The 21035-nt window shown below is 44.6% G+C and carries 23 protein-coding genes; 12 read left to right on the top strand and 11 right to left on the bottom strand.

Annotated elements, in window-relative coordinates; all coding sequences use genetic code 11:
- Positions 1-94: 94 nt before the first annotated feature.
- From AC2EXB_RS05750 to lplA, 5 genes are all read right to left on the bottom strand, one after another.
- Positions 95-2032, bottom strand: a complete 1938-nt coding sequence (locus AC2EXB_RS05750; protein WP_235198669.1) for an FtsX-like permease family protein — start codon at positions 2030-2032, stop codon at positions 95-97.
- Complete coding sequence (locus tag AC2EXB_RS05745) at positions 2004-2777, bottom strand: ABC transporter ATP-binding protein (RefSeq protein ID WP_246809244.1); 774 nt, start codon at positions 2775-2777, stop codon at positions 2004-2006. Before AC2EXB_RS05745 ends, AC2EXB_RS05750 begins: the two co-directional genes overlap by 29 nt.
- Positions 2737-3783, bottom strand: a complete 1047-nt coding sequence (locus AC2EXB_RS05740; RefSeq protein WP_483604059.1) for a sensor histidine kinase — start codon at positions 3781-3783, stop codon at positions 2737-2739. Before AC2EXB_RS05740 ends, AC2EXB_RS05745 begins: the two co-directional genes overlap by 41 nt.
- Entirely contained in the window at positions 3783-4487 is a 705-nt protein-coding gene (locus AC2EXB_RS05735; RefSeq protein WP_483604058.1) for a response regulator, read from the bottom strand. Before AC2EXB_RS05735 ends, AC2EXB_RS05740 begins: the two co-directional genes overlap by 1 nt.
- 73 nt (positions 4488-4560) lie before the next feature.
- Entirely contained in the window at positions 4561-5553 is a 993-nt protein-coding gene (gene lplA, locus AC2EXB_RS05730) for a lipoate--protein ligase (protein ID WP_483604057.1), read from the bottom strand.
- 141 nt (positions 5554-5694) lie between these two features.
- On the opposite strand from lplA, the gene yhfH reads away from it, so the two are divergent.
- Positions 5695-5820, top strand: coding sequence for a protein YhfH (gene yhfH / locus AC2EXB_RS05725; RefSeq protein ID WP_235198667.1), 126 nt, complete (start codon positions 5695-5697; stop codon positions 5818-5820).
- A gap of 238 nt (positions 5821-6058) precedes the next feature.
- On the opposite strand, the gene AC2EXB_RS05720 is transcribed toward yhfH, so the two are convergent.
- Genes AC2EXB_RS05720 through hemE form a run of 4 tightly spaced genes read right to left on the bottom strand, consistent with a single transcriptional unit; the run spans position 6059 to position 10003 of the window.
- A complete protein-coding gene (locus AC2EXB_RS05720; protein WP_483604056.1) occupies positions 6059-6535 on the bottom strand; it encodes a FixH family protein in 477 nt (158 codons plus the stop codon).
- A 16-nt stretch (positions 6536-6551) separates the two neighbouring features.
- On the bottom strand, positions 6552-7970 hold the full coding sequence (gene hemY, locus AC2EXB_RS05715) for a protoporphyrinogen oxidase (RefSeq protein WP_483604055.1): 1419 nt from the start codon (positions 7968-7970) through the stop codon (positions 6552-6554).
- 27 nt (positions 7971-7997) lie between these two features.
- Positions 7998-8912 carry a ferrochelatase gene (hemH, locus tag AC2EXB_RS05710; protein ID WP_483604723.1) on the bottom strand — a complete coding sequence of 305 codons (915 nt, stop codon included), beginning with the start codon at positions 8910-8912 and terminating at the stop codon, positions 7998-8000.
- A gap of 44 nt (positions 8913-8956) precedes the next feature.
- Positions 8957-10003, bottom strand: coding sequence for a uroporphyrinogen decarboxylase (hemE, locus tag AC2EXB_RS05705; RefSeq protein WP_483604054.1), 1047 nt, complete (start codon positions 10001-10003; stop codon positions 8957-8959).
- 209 nt (positions 10004-10212) lie between these two features.
- On the opposite strand from hemE, the gene AC2EXB_RS05700 reads away from it, so the two are divergent.
- The 4 genes from AC2EXB_RS05700 (at position 10213) to AC2EXB_RS05685 (ending at position 14549) form a co-directional block, all read left to right on the top strand.
- The gene (locus tag AC2EXB_RS05700) at positions 10213-10722 is read left to right on the top strand and encodes an antibiotic biosynthesis monooxygenase family protein (RefSeq protein ID WP_483604053.1); all 510 of its coding nucleotides are present in this window, start codon (positions 10213-10215) and stop codon (positions 10720-10722) included.
- 58 nt (positions 10723-10780) lie between these two features.
- Positions 10781-11776 carry a sodium:calcium antiporter gene (locus tag AC2EXB_RS05695; protein WP_483604052.1) on the top strand — a complete coding sequence of 332 codons (996 nt, stop codon included), beginning with the start codon at positions 10781-10783 and terminating at the stop codon, positions 11774-11776.
- 141 nt (positions 11777-11917) lie between these two features.
- Entirely contained in the window at positions 11918-13087 is a 1170-nt protein-coding gene (locus AC2EXB_RS05690) for a M20 family metallopeptidase (protein WP_483604051.1), read from the top strand.
- Between the two features lie 134 nt (positions 13088-13221).
- A protein-coding gene (locus AC2EXB_RS05685; protein WP_483604050.1) for an IS3 family transposase occupies positions 13222-14549 on the top strand; the annotation gives its coding sequence in 2 pieces (ribosomal slippage) (positions 13222-13600 and positions 13600-14549; 1329 coding nt in all).
- Positions 14550-14619: 70 nt separating this feature from the next.
- Here the strand turns inward: AC2EXB_RS05685 and AC2EXB_RS05680 are convergent.
- A complete protein-coding gene (locus tag AC2EXB_RS05680) occupies positions 14620-15819 on the bottom strand; it encodes an ABC transporter permease (RefSeq protein ID WP_483604049.1) in 1200 nt (399 codons plus the stop codon).
- The gene (locus tag AC2EXB_RS05675; protein WP_483604048.1) at positions 15803-16552 is read right to left on the bottom strand and encodes an ABC transporter ATP-binding protein; all 750 of its coding nucleotides are present in this window, start codon (positions 16550-16552) and stop codon (positions 15803-15805) included. The genes AC2EXB_RS05680 and AC2EXB_RS05675 overlap by 17 nt, the downstream gene beginning before the upstream one ends.
- A 104-nt stretch (positions 16553-16656) precedes the next feature.
- On the opposite strand from AC2EXB_RS05675, the gene AC2EXB_RS05670 reads away from it, so the two are divergent.
- The 7 genes from AC2EXB_RS05670 to AC2EXB_RS05640 all read left to right on the top strand — a co-directional run bounded on the left by AC2EXB_RS05670 (position 16657) and on the right by AC2EXB_RS05640 (position 21013).
- Positions 16657-17079: an HIT family protein gene (locus AC2EXB_RS05670; protein ID WP_483604047.1), complete on the top strand. Its 423-nt coding sequence runs from the start codon at positions 16657-16659 to the stop codon at positions 17077-17079.
- A 115-nt stretch (positions 17080-17194) separates the two neighbouring features.
- Complete coding sequence (locus AC2EXB_RS05665) at positions 17195-17725, top strand: tryptophan transporter (RefSeq protein WP_483604046.1); 531 nt, start codon at positions 17195-17197, stop codon at positions 17723-17725.
- A 123-nt stretch (positions 17726-17848) separates the two neighbouring features.
- Positions 17849-18268 carry a YtxH domain-containing protein gene (locus AC2EXB_RS05660; protein ID WP_483604045.1) on the top strand — a complete coding sequence of 140 codons (420 nt, stop codon included), beginning with the start codon at positions 17849-17851 and terminating at the stop codon, positions 18266-18268.
- 254 nt (positions 18269-18522) lie between these two features.
- Positions 18523-19083: an HTH-type transcriptional regulator Hpr gene (locus tag AC2EXB_RS05655; RefSeq protein WP_483604044.1), complete on the top strand. Its 561-nt coding sequence runs from the start codon at positions 18523-18525 to the stop codon at positions 19081-19083.
- Positions 19084-19189: 106 nt separating this feature from the next.
- The gene (locus tag AC2EXB_RS05650) at positions 19190-19735 is read left to right on the top strand and encodes a DUF3267 domain-containing protein (protein WP_235198657.1); all 546 of its coding nucleotides are present in this window, start codon (positions 19190-19192) and stop codon (positions 19733-19735) included.
- A 60-nt stretch (positions 19736-19795) separates the two neighbouring features.
- Positions 19796-19981 carry a hypothetical protein gene (locus tag AC2EXB_RS05645; RefSeq protein WP_235198656.1) on the top strand — a complete coding sequence of 62 codons (186 nt, stop codon included), beginning with the start codon at positions 19796-19798 and terminating at the stop codon, positions 19979-19981.
- Between the two features lie 117 nt (positions 19982-20098).
- On the top strand, positions 20099-21013 hold the full coding sequence (locus AC2EXB_RS05640; RefSeq protein ID WP_483604043.1) for a peptidylprolyl isomerase: 915 nt from the start codon (positions 20099-20101) through the stop codon (positions 21011-21013).
- The last annotated feature ends 22 nt before the right edge of the window (positions 21014-21035 follow it).

Genomic DNA, 21035 nt, shown 5'->3' with positions numbered 1-21035 from the left:
TCCATCCCTCTTTCGTGTTGAATGAACAGTCATTCATTATTTACACTATATCATTATAGAATAAATCTTCTGACAATACAACAAGCATCGTATTTCACGATGCTTGTAAATGGGCGATATAGCGCCACCGTATTAAATAGAAATAAAGGACTTGAGCAATTGTGAATCCTGTAAGCACTAGAATCATTTCTCCTAGAATCGAAAGCTCAGCAAATTCATCCCAGACAACTTGAAGCGAGATGAACGCGAAAGTGCTGTGCAATAAAGCAACGACCCATGGCAGGAAAAACTGCGGAATGAGCTGGCGGTTGACGATTCTCCCGAGCTCTTTCTCCGTCATTCCCAAACGGACCAATAGGAGATATTGCTTCCGGTCCCGCTCGAGCCCTGTATACAATTTGAAGTAAATGAAACTGCCTGCTGCCAATAAGAAAACCGCAGCAACCATTACGCCGATAAATAGCAATATAGCAAAAGAGGATTTGAACCAACGGTAATCTTCTCCCGGATTCTCAAAAAAGAAATTCAGTCCGCTGAAATCTTCCTGTTCCACCGCTCTTTCAATTTGAGCGGTTAAATCCGAACCGATGGCTACCGTTTCTTCCCACGATGGAATGTCGAATGCGTAATAAGTAAACGTCGATTCCCCGTCGGCATAGCCTTGAAGCGGTTCGTCGATCGCTGCATAATCGAGGTCATTCACGACAATGCTATTAAAGTTGACCGTATGGACCGGAAAAAGAATATGCGGATAGACTTGATCGATCGACAGCTCAACTCCGCTTTCCATCAATTCCGTTTGGACTTGGCTTTTCCCCAATTCTTTCAAGGATTCCTTCGAATAAGGGATAAAAAGCGCTTCGCCCCGGTCCGGATACGCAGGTTCAAAACCAAGTGCTGCCGCCAGACGATTAAATTCGGACATGCGGATGATGTCCACGTCATTGCCGGTAAATGTAGAAGTCTGTCTTTTGACCACTAAAGGAACAAGATCGTAAGCCAGTTCCTTTTCTTCCAGTTCAGCAGTCAATCCCTCAATATGTTGCAGTTCTTTGCTATTGCCGTCAAACGAAATATAAACCAGCCCGAGTGGATTTGATTCCCGATAATCGCCTGTATAAGACATGAACGAAGCGAGTGTCCCGACGGTTAGAAAAGCCACAGTCGAAACGATGGTCACGATGAAAAACATCTGTGCGCTGTCTTTCAGTTTGACAGAAGCTTCTGCAAGTGAAACCAACCGGGTCTTATGCCAGTAAACCCCTTTTCGCCGTTTATAAAAATTCAGCAGCGAATGGACGGAATGCGTAAAGAAGAGATACGTCCCTAAAGTGGCCAGCGGCGGAATGATCAGCACCATTGTATAGACGGTCTCGTCCGTCACGACAGAAGCAAGCACGTAGGAAATCCCCAGCAGCAAAAATCCTAAAAAAGACAGCCAGCGTGATGCATTCGTGATTTCATCCACTTTCCAGTAGCCTTGCAGCAAATCCAAAATCCCTTTCGTCCGGATAAACGCTACACTGATCACTGAAATGATGATGAAGAGACTCGCAAATGCCCCGATAGTTAGGGCAAATGGCTGCCATGATACATACAGCGGCAGCGATTCAAGTTCCATGATTTCACGGCCGATCATAAAGAAAAACTTTGAAAACGCAAAACCGAAAGCGATTCCGGCCACGGTTGAAACCGAGCCGAGAATCATCGTTTCAAAGAAGATCAACTTATTCAGCTGCTTTTTGGTCATCCCTAAATGCATAAGAATTCCGAACTCCTTCGACCGTGCCTGCAAAAAAGCGCTCATCGAATAAAACAGGAAAAACAGCGTGAAAATATAAAGTACAACTTCCGCTATGAACATTCCCCGGACAGCCAGCACCTGCAAGCCATCTTCTTCAAATAATGGATGGAAAATAAACATCGAATAGACGAAGAACACCATCACCGAAACAACGCTTGCGAGGAAAAAAGCAGCATAGCTTCTTCGGTTGCGGAAAACATTATGGTAGGCGAGTTGCCGAAAGGTCATTGACATTTCCTCCAAGCAAGGATAGCACGTTCAAAATCCTTTGATAGAATGTCTGGCGCCGTTCATCGCCGTAAATTTCATTGAAAAATTCACCGTCTTTGATAAACAGCACCCGGTCGCAATAGCTTGCAGCAATCGGATCATGCGTCACCATGACAATCGTAGCGCCTTCGTTGGCACTGACTCTCGACAAAAGATCCAGGACGTCTTTGGAAGCTTTGGAATCCAAATTCCCTGTCGGCTCATCCGCTAAGATGATGGCTGGCTTATGGATCAGGGCGCGCCCGATTGCCGTGCGCTGAGCTTCCCCGCCTGAAATTTCGTTCGGCCGTTTATGCAAGATCGGCGTCAGATCCAGGCGCTTCGCCAATTCCAGAACCCGTGTGGCCATATCATTGACCGGAACATAGTCGAGAGTCAACGGCAGCACCAGGTTTTCTTCCACAGTCAGCATCTGCAGCAAGTTAAAGTCTTGAAAGATAAAGCCCAATTTCCGTCTGCGAAATAAAGCCAATTCATTTTTATCTAATCGGTGGGGATTGATGCCATCAATCAGGATTTCTCCTGCCGTTAAGGAATCAATCGTAGAGATCAAATTCAGCAAGGTGGTTTTCCCGCTTCCGGATGGCCCCATCACAGCTAGAAATTCGCCTTTTTCCACTTCGAAGCTTAGCTGATTGAGGGCTCTATGCGTCACTTTTCCTTCATAGACTTTCGTCACTTCGTCGATTTTCAATAGCGGCATTGCCTTCTCCTCCTGTTGCTGTATCTTCGTTGTCAAATAAGACAGATACCGTCGTGCCTTCTCCTTTTACTGAGGAAATGGAGAACTGGTGGCCAAGCTTTCTACAAACTTCTTTTGCCAAGTACAGGCCCATACCTGTAGATTCTCCTGTTTTCCGGCCGTTCTCCCCTGTAAAGAAAGCTTTAGTGATGCGCGGCAAGTCCGATGATGGAATTCCGATTCCTTCATCCCGGATGGTCAAAAGAAGATGCCCTTCCTGGCATTTGGCTTGAATATAAACTTTCTTGTTCGGTTCAAATGTATATTTGATCGCATTTGTTAAAAATTGTCCCAAAATGAACTTCATCCATTTCCGATCGGTCGTTACGGTAAAGCTGTCATCCACATCGATTTCCGGGTAAACCCGCTTTGAAATGAACAGCCGCTTGTTTTCGGTGACGATTTCGGAGACAAGCCCGCGCAAATGCACTTGTTCAATTTGCATATCGTCTTCAAACGTATCGAGGCGGGCATTCATCAGCACGGTATCTAATCCTGCCTTTAAACGGTCCATCTCTTCCTGAACACTGCTTTTATCCAATTCCTTTTCTTCCTGCAAGAGAAGCTGCATGACGGATAGCGGAGTTTTCATCTGATGCACCCACTGGTTCATAAACTGAAGATGGCGTTTTTCAGCTGCATATAAAGCTTGGGCTTCGTGCTGATACACGCGGTACAGCTCATGCATGTATTTTTCGCTTTGCAGCTGTTCCGGCGACCGGCCTTCACGCTGGATGGCGTGCTCCATTTTATCCGGCACGGAGAGAATCTTGTGATAGAAGCGGTATCGTTTCGCAAAACGGGCCGCTAAAAAAGTGATGACCAACAAGGTACTGATAACAAACGAATAAATGGCAGTATCCACGTTCCGGAAGCCATCGAGCCAATAAAGGGCCATGATGAAGGCAACAAGCACTGCCTGGAACACGATAAAAGCTGCATGCTCTTTAAAGAACAGACGGAACATTACAGCTCCTCCTCATTCAAGAGCAGGCGGTAGCCGGACCCCCGCACCGTTTCAATTGAAGATTTCACTTCATAATCCGCCAGTTTCTTGCGGACACGCGTCATATTGACGTTCAATGTGTTTTCATCTACAAAAGCCTGGTCATCCCAGAGCTCTTCAAGCAATTGCTCCCGCGTAACCACTTTCGGGAACTGTGCAATCAACAATTCCATAATCGTGCATTCTTTTTTCTGAAGCGGGATCACAATGGATTTCACATGCAATTCCATCCGCTCTAAAAACAATTTAATGCGCCCGGCTTTAACGGAACGCTCTTCTTGTTTTGGCGCATATTCGCCATAAGCTCTGCGCAAATGGCTTCTTATTTTTGCAAGGACGATTTCATAATGAAAAGGTTTCGTGATGAAATCGTCTCCGCCATTTTCCAAAGCAAATACTTGATCCATTTCTCCAGAACGTGCGGAGATGAAGAGGATGGGGCATGTGGATTTTTGGCGAAGTTGACGGCACCAATAGTAGCCGTCATAAGAAGGCAGATTGATATCCAACAAAACCATATGGGGATCAAATGCTTCGAACTCTTCCAAGATGCGGTCAAAATCTTTCGCAGTCTCCACTTCATAATGATATTTTCGAAGTGTTTCCGCTAATAACGCCGCAATTTTCAAATCGTCTTCTACGATTAAAATTCGTTGGGCTGCCATTCTGATTCCCCCTTTCCGTTTTATTTCCATTTTAACAAAAGAGCCTGCTTAAAAGCAGGCTCTTCATGAATTCTTAATAAATTAATTTCAAAAACTCTTCTTTCGTAATGCCGCCTAGATATTTTGGAATATCAAATCCACTGATGGCTTCGTTTAATGAAGCCCGTTCGTATTTGACGCCAGTGATCGCTTGTTCAATTTCCTCGACATCACCGACACCGAAAAAGTCGCCATAAATATTGGCAGCTTGGACTGTCCCGTTTTCAACTTGCAAACGAACATCGATGCCGCCGACCGGGAACCGGTGCGAATGCTTCATATTGAATTTTGGAGATTTTCCGTAATTCCAATCCCAGTTGCCGTAGCGTTCTGCAGATAAGGCACGGATGTTTTCCCAATCTTCATCCGTCAATTCCCAGTACTTCACATTTTCTTCGCCTTCAAAAAGGGAATTTAAGATAGCAGCCCGGAATTCAGTGACAGACATCGGCTCTTGCAGGAATTCAGAAATGTTCGCTACTCGGCTGCGGATTGATTTGATGCCTTTTGATTCGATTTTTTCTTTGCTGACTTTTAAAGCCGATACGACTGCATCCACTTCCGTATCGAACATTAATGTTCCATGGCTGAACATGCGGCCTCTCGTAGAAAACTGGGCATTTCCTGAAATTTTGCGTCCTGCCACCATCAAGTCATTGCGCCCTGAAAGCTCTGCATCCACCCCAAGCGACTGAAGCGCTTGCACAACCGGCTCCGTGAACTTGCGGAAGTTGCGGAAGCTATTGCCGTCATCCACTGTGATGAAACTGTAATTCAAGTTGCCAAGATCGTGGTAAACCGCGCCACCGCCGGACAAGCGGCGTACTACATGGATGCCGTTCGAATCGACATAATCGGTATTGATCTCCTCAGAAGTGTTCTGGTTTTTCCCGATGATGATCGAAGGTTCGTTAATGTAGAACAGCAAGAACGAATCTTTCTCTACGTCCATTGTCTTTAATAGATACTCTTCAATTGCCAAGTTAATGCGCGGGTCTGTAATGCCTTTATTGTCTACGAAATACATAATCTCTCTCCTTTAACTTCTCTACTTTGTATAGTTTAACGGATAATTTAAAAAATTTCATGGTTTAGGGTTGACGAATCAAAACTGTTATAATACAATTCAATAAAACATAACAGTACTATAACAAAGGAGCTGGAATGAATGATTGAGAACGTAGTCGAATTTTTCAAGAACTTGCCGCCGAAACAATGCGTAACATGTGGAGAAAAGATTGAAGAACAGCACGAATGCTACGGAAGCAAATGTGATTCCTGCAAAGAGTTATAGTACAGAAAAGCGGAAGCGGCTGGTCAGCTCCGACAGGCAGAAGACAGAACAGCGAAGTGGCGCTCTTTGCCGCACAGCTGGGCGGGCTTATGACCCGAGGAGCTAGCCGCTGGAGTCTGGACACAGAAAAGCGGAGGCGGCTGGTCAGCTCCGACAGGCAGAAGACAGAACAGCGAACGTAATAAAGAACACATAAAAAAGGCAAGCGCCCATATCGGGTTCTTGCCTTTTTGCTGTATCAATGGCCGGAATGTTCATCCATATCCATCTTATCCATTCCCTCAGAATCATCGCTGCTATCTGGAACGATAGAAGCTGGATCCGGATCGCCGACCGTGATTTCCTGTTTCGGCATTACGTGTAGGCGGCGGGCTGTGGTATGGGCCTGCATATAATACAGGCCTTCTTCTTCAAAAACGGTTTCTGCTTCATAGATTCCGTCTTCTGTATGTTCAGCTTCAATCATTTCACTGTTGTCGCGGTCACCGGATTGCCAAACTTCATAGACGACTTCGTCTGCGTCTTCTACCGTTTCGCTTCCTTGTGTAACAGTCACAGATAATGTGACTTCTTCCGCCACTTCCGCTTCCTGTGGTGTCGTGATTTCCACTTCTACAATTTGGGTTGAATCCCCGGCACCAGCTGAATCGTCGTCATTCGATCCGCAAGCTGCCAGTAATAATATCGGCATGCCGAGCCATAATAATTTCTTCATGCTTTTACCTCCGCATTCATTTCTTCGACTGGAATCGCTTGATGGCTTCCAGTGCTGCTGCCTGCCCTTGCTGGGCGCAAGCGGGCATGCCGCCTCCTTCAAAAGAACTGCCAATCAATTGAACCATCGGGAATGCTTTTTCCAAGTCTTGTTTGGCTGCTTGGGTGCGGGCCTCGTGGCCAACTTGATATTGCGGCATTGAATTATTCCAGCGGGTGACAATCGTAAAGTCAGGTTCCCCGGAAATCGGAATCGCTTTCCGCAAATCTTCCAGCACCATTCTTTCTATTTCCCGGTCTGATAAATCGACTACTGCTTCGTCCCCTGTCCGTCCGACAAATGCTTTAAAAAGCATCTTGCCGGCAGGAACATGGGCTGGCCATTTTGTATGCATAGCCAAACATTTTGTAATGGTGAACTCACTGTTTCTGGAAACCACAAATCCCATGCCATCTGTGGCAGAAGAATCAATGGCCTCTCGTGAAAAGGCCACTGAAACAGTAGCCACTGAAGTTGATGGCATTTCTTTCAAATTCCCCAACAAGCCGAACGATTCAAATAGAGGCTGGATTTTTTCATGGGGAAGCGCGAAAATCACTTCATCCACTAGAAGATCCGAATCATTATTCAAATGGAGAAGCGCTTTGTCCTGCTCGCGCCGAATCTTATCGACTTTCACACCTTTGAGGATAGTGCAATCTGATAAAGCCTTTTCTAAAGCATCGATCAATGTTTGCATACCATTCTCGAATGTTTGAAAGATCCCTTCACTCGTTGTTGTAAAGGAGTCCACGTTCAGAGAATTGTCTTTTTTCACGCCTGCAATTAAGCTGCGATGTTTTTGCTCAATTTGATAGAAAGCCGGAAATGTGGAAGCTAGGCTCATGCGGTCGATGTCTCCACCGTACAGGCCGGAGAAAATCGGTTCGATTAAATTCTCCACCAATTCTTTTCCGAAACGGCGGCGCATGAATTTGCCAAGCGGCTGGTCAGCGGATTCGGCAGATTTCGGCATGACTAAGTCAGCCGCCGCACGAAATTTCCCACTCCACGAAGATAAATGCGAGGCGATAAATGGCCCCCATTCCGTAGGGACGCCCATGACGGACCCTTTCGGAATAGGATGCAATTGATCTTCAACCATGACAAAGCTTTCGCCTGCTCCACTGGCTATCAACTTATGTTCAATTCCTAATTCTTTAGCCAAATCATTAATATTTTCTGTGCGGGAAAGAAACGAGTCTGGCCCACGCTCAATTACAAAACCGTCTCTATGAAGCGTCTGGATTTTCCCGCCTAAGCGATGCACCGCTTCAATAATTGTGAGATCCAACGAAATGCCTTGCTCTTTCGCTTGTTTTTGTAAATAGTATGCAGCAGACAGGCCCGAAATTCCTCCGCCCACGACTGCTGCTTTCAGCGTCCGCTCTGTCACGTTTCAGATTCACTCCCGATTCAATTATTATTCTGCCAGTTTTTTCAATACCACATCTGTAAGGCCATCGATGAATAATGGCTGGACGTTCGGCATTTCTGGACGGTGGTAAGTTGCGCCGATTTCATCGCATACCACTTTACATTCATAGTCATTGTCGAATAATACTTCTAAATGGTCCGCTACAAAGCCGACTGGCGTATAAACAAACGACGTATAGCCTTTTTGTTCGTATAATTCGCGAGTCAGATCCTGCACGTCCGGTCCGATCCAAGGTTCTGGTGTTTGGCCGGCACTTTGCCAACCTACTTCAACATTTTCCACGCCTGCCGCTCCAGCAATCAAAGCTGCTGTTTCTTTCAATTGTTCCGGATAAGGATCGCCATTTGCAATGATTTTCTCAGGCAATGAATGCGCAGAAACGATCAAGCAAGATTTTGCACGTTCTTCTTCTGACATTCCAGCGAAAGTTGCACTTACTTTTTCGCTCCAATATTGGATGAATTTCGGCTCAGTGTACCAGCTTTCCACTGACACTAACTCAATTCCTGCTTTTTCAGCAGCTTCTGCTGCACGGCCATTATACGACTTAACAGAGAATGTAGAGAAATGCGGTGCAAGGACAATCGATACAGCTTCTTTGATGCCGTCGCGTGCCATTGCTGCTACTCCGTCTTCTACGAATGGTTCAATATGTTTTAATCCAAGGTAAACTTTAAAGTCGATTTCATCTTGCACTTCGTTCAAACGAGCGCCTAAAGCATCTGCCTGGTCTTGTGTGATTTTCGCAAGCGGAGACAATCCTCCGATTGCTTTATAGCGGCTGCGCAAATCTTCCAAGCTTTCTTCGCTTGGTTTGCGGCCATGGCGAATATGCGTGTAATAACGCTCAATATCCGCTTCTTCGTATGGTGTACCATAAGCCATTACCAATAATCCCATTGTCTTTTTCAATTTAATCACCTCATAAGAAATTTTTGCTTCAATTAATTATTTGCTTTATAGGCAGCACTGTACTCATGCACAAATGCTGTTAAACGTTTCAAAGTATCCGGCTGTACTTCCGGGAATACGCCGTGGCCTAGGTTGAAGATATGGCCGTCTTGCTGCAAGCCCATATCCAAAATCTTTTTCACGCGCTCTTCAATTACCGGCCAATCAGCCAGCAAGAATGAAGGGTCGAAGTTCCCTTGCAAGGTTTTCGTCAATCCCATTGCACGTGCTTCAGAAATCGGCAATCTCCAATCGAGGCCGACCACATCTACTGGCAGGTCGTGCCATTCTTTCGCCAAGTGGCTCGCACCAACGCCAAAAATCGTCAAAGGTACGCCTTCTGTCCGAAGTTCTGCAAAAATCCGATCCATGACCGGCTTAATGAAAATGCGGTAATCTTCTACATTCAAAGCCCCTACCCATGAATCGAAAATTTGAACAGCTTTTGCTCCCGCTTTTACTTGCGCTTTTACGTAAGGGATGATGGTATCTGCCAATTTATCCATTAATGCAAACCACATTTCAGGCTCAGATGCCATCATCGCTTTTGTTTTGTTATAGCTTTTCGATGGTCCGCCTTCAATCATATAGCTCGCTAAAGTAAATGGTGCGCCTGAAAAGCCGATAAGCGGCACATTCAATTGTTCTTGCGTCAAAATACGGATGGTCTCAAGAACGAAATCGACGTCCTGCTCCGGGTTGATTTCGCCGAGGCGCTGAATATCTGCCATTGTACGGATCGGGTTATCGATAACCGGACCAACTCCAGCTTTGATTTCAACGTCTACGCCGATTGCCGGCAGCGGCGTCACGATGTCTTTATAAAGAATCGCTGCATCCACATTGTATTGATCGACAGGAAGCTTTGTCACATAAGCGCAAAGCTCTGGCTGATGCGTAATTTGTTCAAGTGAGTATTTCTCTTTAATCTTGCGGTATTCCGGCTGTGAACGGCCAGCTTGGCGCATATACCATACCGGTGTATGTTCCGTTTTTTCTCCGCGGGCAGCTCTTAAGTACGTGTCGTTAAATGCTGTCATGTTTTTATTCATCCCTTCAATCTTATCTTCCACTGCGTTCTATTTCATTATCCGTATTTACTATAGACGCTCCGCTTCCTATTGTATAGATTCCTTAAGGAAATGTCATAAATTAGACTCTTCTCGCTTCACAGCTTGTACATAAAGCGTTTTATGTTTTTAGATAAGGGAAGAATAAGATTAGAATATAGAATGAGGAGGTATTTTGGATGAATTTATTTATGACCACAGGAACTTATGAATTCATGAAGAACATGAGAGAAAAGCACCCGCAGGAAACAATGGTGCTGATGCAAGGGGAGAATACGACTTTGCTGCTCCATGAAACGGAAGGGAGAACTATTTTCCAGACGCCGCGGCGTTATGAAGTAGTCGATGGAACCGGTACATTTAAAGAAAAAGGCTTTTTCGTTATGAACCATATTCCGGTAACGGATGAAGGCCGTCCAATTTTTGAACATCGTTTTAAAAACCGGGCTGGCGCAATCGAAAATGAACCCGGCTATGTCGCATTCCGCGTGCTGCGTCCTACCGATTCGGATACGTACGTCGTGTTGACGGAATGGGAGTCTCCTGCTTTCTTTGAAAAATGGAAAGAATCCCAAGCTTTTTCAAAAGCGCATGATAGACCGGCAGATGCTCCGGCTGAAAAACGGCAGAATATCTTTTCGGGCTCTTCCTATATCAAAACCTACAAAGCAAAGCCACAAGACGATTAATCAAGTGAGCCTCATTTTTTGAGGCTCTCCACATACATACATGACTGGAGGAAACTAAATGGTTTTTGTTTACTTTGTCTTAGCTGCAATTGTGACCGTAATCGCTTCGATCAAATTATCGCAATACGCAGATGTCATCAGCGAGAAAACTGCGATGGGCGGAATGATGGTAGGTACTTTGCTTCTTGCAGGAGCGACTTCCCTTCCTGAAGTTTCGACAAGCTTTTCTGCTGCAGCCATCGGCAATGCCGACATCGCAGTCGGCAATATGATCGGCTCCAATTTATTTAATTTATTTATCCTGGCATCTTTTGATTTCCTGCTGCGCCGCAGACGGATTTTGGAACGAGCCAGCAAAGACCATTTGTATACGGCATTTCTCGGCTTGTTACTGACCGTACTCGTCATTCTTTCTTTATGGCTGCGAATCGATATTTCCTTCCTCGGAATCGGACTGGATGCATTAATTATCGCCATCGCCTATATTGTCGGTATGGTCGTCATCAATAAGCTTCAATCACAAGATGCTTCTATAGAAGAAGCAGCAGTTTCAGAACAAGAGCCGAATAACCCAAGCGGAGATTTATCAGCAAGAGCCGCTGTCATCCGATTCATCCTTGCCGCCTTGGTCGTTCTTGGAACCGGTACTGCCCTTTCAATCACTGGAGATGAAATTGCGGTCATTACCGGAATCGGCTCCAGCTTTATCGGCAGTTTTCTGATTGCCGCCACCACTTCATTGCCGGAAGCCATTTCTGTATTCGTCGCGTTGCGGTTGAATAATGTCAATATGGCAGTCGGCGCAATTTTGGGAAGCAATATTTTCAACATGATTATTTTAGCGATTTCTGATCCCGTATATACAGCCGGCCCTATCCTATCAGCAGTTTCCGGGGCGCATATGATTATCGCACTCGGCGTATTGGCTATGTCACTTTTGACCATTTACGCTTTGACTCAGAAGAAAACATTGTCCAGCACGGTTTATTCGGTTCCTTCTATCTTAATGGTGATCATTTACTTTGTGGCCACTTTCCTGAATTTCAACTATTAAAGAGAGAGCCTTGTGCTCTCTCTTTTTCCGTTCAGTACAACTTTAGATTGCTGGTCTTCCTTATATTCCCATCCGTTCTGTCCGATTTAATATGCTATGATTATAGTATAACAATTTCGACTATTGAAGGGAGATTCAGAAATGCTTGAAAAACTATATAAACAACTAGAAGAACGCTATCCAGAAATGGTGGAGATCCGCCGCTATTTGCATATGAATCCGGAACCTTCCTTCCACGAATCCAAAACCGCTGCCTATATCCGCAATTATTATGAACAATTAGGGATCGAAGTAAAACACGGAGTTGGCGGCAACGGTGTAGTAGCCACCATTCGAGGTGCAAAACCTGGAAAAACTGTGGCTTTGCGCGCAGATTTTGATGCCCTGCCCATTCAGGATTTGAAAGAAAACGTCCCTTATAAATCACAAGTGCCCGGTGTAATGCATGCCTGTGGCCACGATGGCCATACGGCAACTTTATTGGTTCTTGGAAAAACACTCCATGAAATGCGCAACGAACTGAAAGGCACTTATCGATTAATTCATCAGCATGCGGAAGAGCTCGCTCCAGGAGGCGCGAAACCGATGATTGAAGCGGGTGTTTTAGAAGGCGTCGATGTCATTTTTGGTACACATCTCTGGTCAACGACCCCGTACGGCCGCATCGACTACCGTATTGGGCCGGTTATGGCGGCAGCGGATAGCTTCACGATAAAAGTACAGGGCCGCGGCGGCCATGGCGCGATGCCGCATGAAACAAAAGATGCCGTGGTCATTGGCTCACAAATCGTCAACAACCTCCAACAGCTTGTGGCTCGCCGTGTGGATCCGCTCGAGTCCGCTGTATTATCCGTCACTTCATTTGTAGCGGAAAATCCTTATAATATCATCGCAGACCATGCTCTCCTTTCCGGAACGGTGCGGACCTTTACGGAAGAAACACGATTGCTGATGGAAAAAGAGATGCAGCGCGTGGTGGATGGAACGAATATCGCCACCGATAGCCATAGTGATTTCACTTTTTCTAGAGGCTATCCTGCTGTCGTCAACCACGAAGCAGAGACGATGTATGTAAAGAAAATCGCTGAAGCCGTTCCAGGAGTCAATGAAGTCTATAATTGCCCTCCGCAAATGGGAGGCGAAGATTTCGCTTATTACCTGCAGGAAATTCCCGGCACCTTTTTCTTTACCGGCGCGATGCCGGACGGCGCTGTCTACCCGCATCATCATCCGAAATTCGATTTTAAAGAAGAAGCAATGCTTTTGGCTGCCAAAACCTTAGGGTCAGCGGCGTTGAATTTCCACGAATAAAAAAGGGTTGTCCCAAAAATTTGAACTGAACCCCAAATGGTAGACACTTTAAAAAAAGTGACCCCATTTGGGGTTTTTTCTGTTTTCAGACCCCGGTATACTAAATTTAGCTAACTTGGACGGGAGAAGATCATATGAGTAAAATTATATTCAACGAACACCAACAACGGGTCTTGGAGGCGAATCCGAATGTCGCTTCCGTATCCGATCGGGCGATTCAGTACACGCCGGAATTCAAAATCCATGCCGTGAAAGAGAACTTAGCGGGCAAAGGCCCTGCCCAAATCTTTAGTGAAAGTGGTTTTGATTTAACGGTTATCGGTTCAAAAAAAGCGACGTCTTCTTTGAACCGTTGGCGGACGACGTTTAGAACGTATGGAGAAGAAGGCTTTTTTGAAGAGCGTCGTGGAAAAGGCAGTACCGGCCGCCCTTCCACCAAAGATCTCTCGGCGGAGAAGAAGCTGGAGAAAGCGGAAGCACGTATCAAATATCTGGAAGCGGAAAATGAGTTGCTAAAAAAGCTCGAGGAGCTCGAGAGGCAGGCGAAGAAACGCAGCTGACCCCAGCGGAAAAATTCGAAGCGATCAACACAGTGGTCCGGAAATTCCAACTGAAGAATTTGGTGGAAACTCTTTGCCGCACAGCGAGGGTCAGCCGGAGTGGCTATTACGCCTGGCTAGAGAAAACGGAACAGCACGCCATTCGCGAAGAACAAGACTACCAGGACTACCAGTTGCTCAAAAGCATCTACGATGCGCATCGGGGGAAAATCGGGTATCGCACCTTTTATATGGTACTCACTGAACTGTTGGAAACGCCTATGAACCACAAGAAGATCCTGCGTCTCATGCGCAAATTCAATCTTTTTGCCAAAATCCGGCGAGCGAATCCCTATAAGCAAATCGCCAAAGCCACACAAGAACACACCGTATGTCCGAACTTGTTAAACCGCGAGTTTGAACAAGATGAACCCGGCAAGGTATTCGTCACTGATATCACGTATCTGCCCAACCGTTCGGGGCAAATGGCGTATCTGTCCGCCGTAAAAGATGTCGCCACCCGTGAAATCGTCGCCTATGAAGTCACGACGACGCTCACGATGGAAATTGTTTACCGTACGTTGAAGAAATTGAAGGAAGCGTTGGATGGCAATGTTCACCCGGAAGCGATGATTCATTCCGATCAAGGCTTTCACTACACCCATCCCGAATACCAACAACGTGTGAAGGAACTGAAGTTGACCCAATCCATGTCCCGCCGGGGCAATTGCCTCGACAACGCCCCCATCGAATCATTTTTTGGTCACTTTAAAGATGATGTCGATTTTAAACAAGCAACCAGCCTGGATGAACTGAAAGGGCTGGTGGATGAGTACATGGAGTATTACAATGGAACGCGCAAGCAATGGAATCTAAAAAAGATGACTCCGGCACAATACCGAAGTCATCTAATCGCAGCCTAGCTGCAGGGTACCTTTTTTATAAACTGTCCATTAAATGGGGCGCAGTTCAATTCTGGGACAACCCTTTTTTTCATTTTTTCTTCTTCGCAAAAGCTAAAGTAATAGAGGAAACAACTAGAACTGCAGCAAATGCGATCAATGCTACGATAAATTCTCCTGCTATCAGCAAAACGATAGCCACAAGCACCGCTTGGATGCTTTGAAGAATCAACACCAGTTTTCCGACCGCCTGCTCTCGGCTGAATGCCGTCAATGGGAATAAATTATCCATGCGGAAATGCTGTTTCTGATTTAAGCCCTGCCAAATTTGGATACTGGAAGCAAAGGCTAAGGCAGCGATAAAAATGGCAATGGCCGTTGGAAACGGGATCAGCCAAGCCCCTGCCATCGAAATGGCCGTCAAGCGAAGCCATAAATAGAACAATTCATCCGACCGGATAAAAGTCCGTAAAATCAAATAGAAATGCGCGTTATGCGGACCATTTTTAACCAAACGGTAAATCCAGTTTAGCCAAGCCCGCTCTTTCACTTTTCCTTTGATATGCGGGACGTCTGTAAAATAATTCGCGAATTGATAGAACCGCAGCATCCGGTTTTCTTCAAGCCGGATGAAATGCTCGTAAGGAAAAGCTTTTCCAGTCGCTTGCCCCTTCACCCATCTGCCGTAGACAATCATGGCAAACAAAAATAATACGGCAATCAGCAAATTGCCGATTACGTAAAAATAGACAAAGAGCAGCACGAAAACAAAACGGACCAGCCGGTCAAGCCAGGCGTCTCTTCCCGCTTTTGCTTTACGGAACGAAAATTCAGTTTGGATGTTCCACCATTTGATCAGCAAAAGCAATATCGGCAATCCGATCAATAAAGACGACGGCAAACCGTATAACGCATTGACCATCGGCAATGACACGATAAACGCAATCACCGGCAAATACAATTGCGAGAAAAACGACCATTTCAGCGCCGGTTTTAAAAATTCGTCCAGTTTGCTTTCAAGCGGCAAAAAGTACACCATATCCGCTTCCTTCAATAGAGTCGAAGGTGCACTGAATGCCAGTAATAAGGCAAAAACAAAAGCCATGAGCCATGCACCGGGGAAATCCGGCGGCACGTTCTGCACCCATTCGCTATAGGCGTAGCCAGCCGCGCCGATGGCAAAAAGAAGCACAACTGCGATATGGCCCGTGAAAATATATTTTAAATAATTTTGGACTTCCCGCATGTATTTTTGAAGCCGGTTATCCCATACCTCATGCAAGTTCTTCATTGACAGCATCCTCAGTCATCGCAATATATAAATCATCTAATGAAGCATCCGGCATATCAAATGCTTTCCGCAGATCCTTCATGGTTCCAACCGCCCGAATGCGGCCATTGTGCAAGAGAATGATGCGGTCGCAATAGCGTTCAGCCGTGGAAAGGATGTGCGTCGACATGAGTACAGAAGCCCCTTTTTTCTTTTGCTTCTCCATTTGGTCGAGCAATGATTTGATGCCGAGCGGGTCAAGCCCGACAAATGGTTCGTCAATGATATACAAAGCCGGGTCCACTAAGAACGCGCTCATGATCATGACTTTCTGGCGCATCCCTTTCGAGAAATGGGAAGGAAACCATTTCAAGCGTTTCTCCATCCGGAATTCCTTCAATAGTTCAGCTGAACGTTTTTCAAAACGGGCCGGTTCGATATTATAGGCCATGGCCGTCAGTTCCAAATGTTCGCGCAGCGTCAACTCTTCGTATAGAACCGGCGTTTCTGGGATATAGGAAAAGGATGAACGATAAACATCCATATCTTCTTCAAACTTTTTGCCGTTCAAACGGATTTCTCCTGATTTTGGTTCCATCAAGCCGATGATATGCTTGATCGTCGTACTTTTCCCGGCTCCATTTAAGCCGATCAAGCCGACCAATTCCCCTTTATTAATCGAAAATGTCACATCTTGCAAAACGGGTTTGCGTGTATAGCCCCCGGTCAGCGACTGGACTTCCAAAATTGCCAATCTCAACACCTCTTTCTTTCCACTATTGTATCAAATCTCCTGAATGATTTCTTTTGAGAGAAATGAAATATGTTAAACTGATTAAAATGGAAAGGATGATGACAATGACAAATTGTATTTTCTGCAAAATTATTGCCGGAGAAATCCCGAGTGTGAAGGTTTATGAAGACGAGCATGTTTATGCTTTTATGGACATCATGCCGCTATCTAAAGGCCACACGCTCTTAATTCCAAAAACGCATCGTGAATTTGTATACGACATGACGCCGGAAGAAGCTTCGAACCTCTTCAGTGTCGCACCGAAAATTGCCGCAGCCATCAAAGAGACATTTGAACCGGAAGGCATGAACTTATTAAACAATAACGGCGCTAAAGCAGGCCAAAGCGTTTTCCATTTCCACCTCCACTTCATTCCCCGCTACGGCGAGACGGACGGCTTCGGCGCAAAATGGATGACAAAAGAAAAAGAATTCACAACTGAACGGATTCAGGAACTAGCGGAACAGGTAAAGGAAAAATTGGCTTAAATGCTTGCTTTCGCACCTTATAAAGGATAGAATCAGAATAAGTTTTTTCGCCGGCGGCCACGAGGGCACGTGCGGGAAAAAGCAAAAAAAGAGTCGAGCTGAGGAGAGATGAGAAATGAATACGAAGAATTTAGTTTTAATGGCCTTATTGGTCAGTGTTGGGGCTGCGCTATATGTGATCATCCCAGGGTTTAGCGGAGGCATGAAACCGGATTTCATGTTGACGATGATGTTTATCGGAATCTTGTTATTCCCAAATGTTAAATCTGTATTTTTGCTTGCCGTAACTACTGGCGTGATTTCTGGACTGTTTTCAACTTTCCCAGGAGGATTTGTTCCAAATATCCTTGATAAATTCATTACGGCCTTTGTCTTTTTGGCATTTGTTCTAATCTTAAAGAAAATCGTGCAAAAATTGCCGGTAGCCATCGCCCTTTGTGCGGGAGGCACGGTATTGTCAGGAACCGTTTTCCTGTCATCTGCCATCTTCATCATTGGTGCAGATATTCCTTTCGGGATTCTCTTCACTACAGTGGTGCTGCCTGCAATGCTGCTGAACGGTGTCGCTTTCACATTTATTTATCCGATTGTCCTTACTTTAGTAAGACGTTCGAAATTCGAAACAGCTGTCACTCAATCAGCATAATCCAAAGCTTTTCAAGGACATTCTCCTTGAAAAGCTTTTTTTCATTGAATCCCCATTCACCTTTATGTTTTAATTAAGTAAAATAGAGGAAAAGAACGGTATAGATGAAAGGGGCGTTTGCCGATGAAAGCATCGACATTTTTTTTAGGGCTTGCAACAGGGTTAGCAGCCGGAGCTGCAGCCACATTATTTTCAACACCACAATCGGGGAAAGAACTTCGCACTTCTGTAAAAACAACATCTTCCGATTGGAAAGAGAAACTTGCAGATGTTAAAGAAAAAGTGAACGGGCTGAAAGAATCCATCGCCACATTATCGGCGGAAGCCAAAACGCAATTTCCAGCAACAGCGGATGGCTTAAAAGCTTCAATGGAAAACTGGCAAGAAGGAACAGCTCCTGCCAAAGAACATTTACAACTAGAAATTTTGGCTATTCAAAATTCGATTGAGGAATTGCAGAATGCTATTTCAAAAGATAAAAAAGACAATAAAGGAAAAAACGACAGCTCTGATCACGATTCAGATGATAGGGACGACAAGTGAAACTGCCATTTGGCAGTTTTTTTTGTTATCCGGACATTGGTTGTCTGAAGGCCTCGACTTCCTATAAGCTTTTGAAACTCCCATTCCCCTGTGCGGCAAAGAACGCCGCTTCGGCTGCCTGTCTTATGCCTGTCAGAGCTTGACGGGCACTTCCACTTTTCTATTCGGAAATTTTTTTATTATTCACACTTTAATAAGGTTTGCTTTATTGCTATAATAAAGAAAAATCTTTCTGGGGGAAAGTTGGTGCTGAAATGAATGAACGCGAATACACGATGAAAGAGGCTATGTTGTTTAGCCAGCGCATCGGGCAATTATCGAAAGCCTTATGGAAAGCTGTTGAAAAAGATTGGCAATTGTGGATAAAACCTTATAACTTGAATATTAATGAACACCACATTTTATGGATTTCTTACCATTTAAAAGGGGCTTCTATTTCGGACGTTGCTAAATTTGGGGTTATGCATGTGTCCACTGCCTTTAACTTTTCAAAGAAATTAGAAGAACGTGAGCTTCTCGCTTTTTCAAAACGCGATACCGACAAACGCAATACATATGTCGAATTGACGCCAAAAGGCGAAGAACTGATGCAGGAGATGATCGAACGATACCATGACACTCCCCACTCCGTTATTGATGGTTCCTTGCCGATTCGGAATCTTTACGGGAAATTCCCGGAGTTTTTGGATATCATGGCCTTGATCCGCAATATTTACGGCGATGATTTCATGGAGATTTTTGAAGCTTCCTTTAAAAATATCGAGAACAAATTCAACGAAGAAAATCATGTGATTGAAGCAATTGAAAAGCAGTGAAAACGCTGTCTAAAATTTAATATGAATCTGTCTTGCTTTTATCGCTAAATCATTGTATTGTATGTATCGACTCAAAAGAGCAATCTACTTTTAGGAGATGCAAATAATGCATTGCTGGAAAACCATCAATTTAAAAAAACAATACGGACTCGATCGTGTTTATATGCTTTCTGCACTTATGGGGCTCGGTGTTTTCATGAGCTTTTATATTGTGTTGAACATCTTGTATTCTGATCCTTTGTCCGACCAGAATTTCTTCTTTTTCATCTTGGCGATTTTAGCCGTTTATCCGCTTCATAAGGCATTTCACTTTTTGCCTTTGGTCGGCTGCCGTAAATGCATCAAATTGGTTGTGAAAAAAAGCTTTAAGGTTTTCCCGATGTTTTCCTTGCATATTAAAGAACCTGTTTCCAAGAAACGTTTTTTATTCACTTTGCTGAGCCCGTTCTTATTGATCAACGCGATCATTATTATTCTTAGTATCTCAATGCCTGTATACAGCCATTATTTTGCCATGCTGCTCGCTTATCATTGCGGCTTGTGCTTAACGGACTTGATCTATCTCCGGAATCTGGCGCATTCACCAAAAGACGCTTTAATCGAGGAAACGGAAACCGGATATGAAATCTTGGTTCCGGAAGCAATAGTCTAATCCTGTTTTTTCCTCTCGTCTTTGTTATACTAATAGCTAAGTATAGAGGGGAGGAAATCCATGATAGTCGCATTTGTAGTAATGTTTTCCGTATTTTACTTGTTCCAGATCAACCGAATGACCTTAGCTCTTGTTACGTCTAGGGAAATTCCTGAAGAAAACCATCAGAAAATTTTCCGTACAATCAATATATTAATTACCATCTTATTGGTATCATTATATGTAGGCGTAGAATTTACTCCATAAGTTCATTTGCCCTAGGCATTTGGGCTTTTTCTTTTGACATAGAAACTTTTTGATTTTTAAAACGTTTATGTTATAGTAACTAACGGCATCAAGATAGAAAGTTGGGAGCGAATAATTATGAAGAAATCACTATTAACATTGTCTTTAGCCGCATCCGTTTTAGTATTAGGCGCATGCAGCGATAACGGTTCTGAAGGAGAAGTTGTTGTCTCTTCTAAAGTTGGCGATATCACAGAAAACGAGTTATACAATGAAATGAAAACTTCTGTCGGCGATCAAGCAGTTCAAGTCCTTATGATCGAAAAAGTACTTTCTGACAAGTACGAAGTGACGGACAAAGAAGTCGACGCAGAATACAAAAAATCTGAAGAGCAGCTAGGCGAAAGCTTTGAACAGTTCCTTCAGCAAAACAATCAAACAGAAGACAGCTACCGCAAAGTCATCCGTTTGAACCTATTGCAGGAAAAAGCATTGACTGACGGTGTAGACGTGACAGACGAAGAAATCCAAGCACAATATGAGCGCCAAGGAACTGAACTGAATGCGCGCCATATCCTTGTAGCAGATGAAGAAACAGCGAACAAAGTGAAAAAAGAATTGGATGAAGGCGGCGACTTCGCTAAATTAGCTGAAAAGTACTCAACAGATCCAGGATCTGCAGCAAACGGCGGCAGCCTTGACTGGTTCGGAACTGGCGCGATGGTTCCTGAATTTGAAGATGCGGCTTATGCTTTAGAAGTGGAAGAAATCAGTGCTCCTGTTCAATCACAGCATGGTTTCCACATCATTCAAGTAATGGAAAAACGCCAAGTGGAAGATCAGCCTGCTCTTGAAGACCAAAAAGACCAAATCCGCAAAGAATTGGCTGTTGGAAAAGCAGACCAAGAAGCGTTGATCCCTAAAATCGCGAAAATGATGGAAGATGCAGACATCGATATCAAAGATGAAGACCTTAAAGGTGCCTTCGACGATATCATGAACGCGGAAGCTCCAACTGAAGAGGCTCCAACTGAAGAAACACCGGCTGAATAAGTCTATGAAGAAAGCCCTTTGC

The organism is Planococcus alkaliphilus (assembly GCF_057031095.1).
The sequence above is the reverse complement of the archived record's forward strand: the minus strand, read 5'-3'. Positions and strand labels throughout refer to the sequence as shown.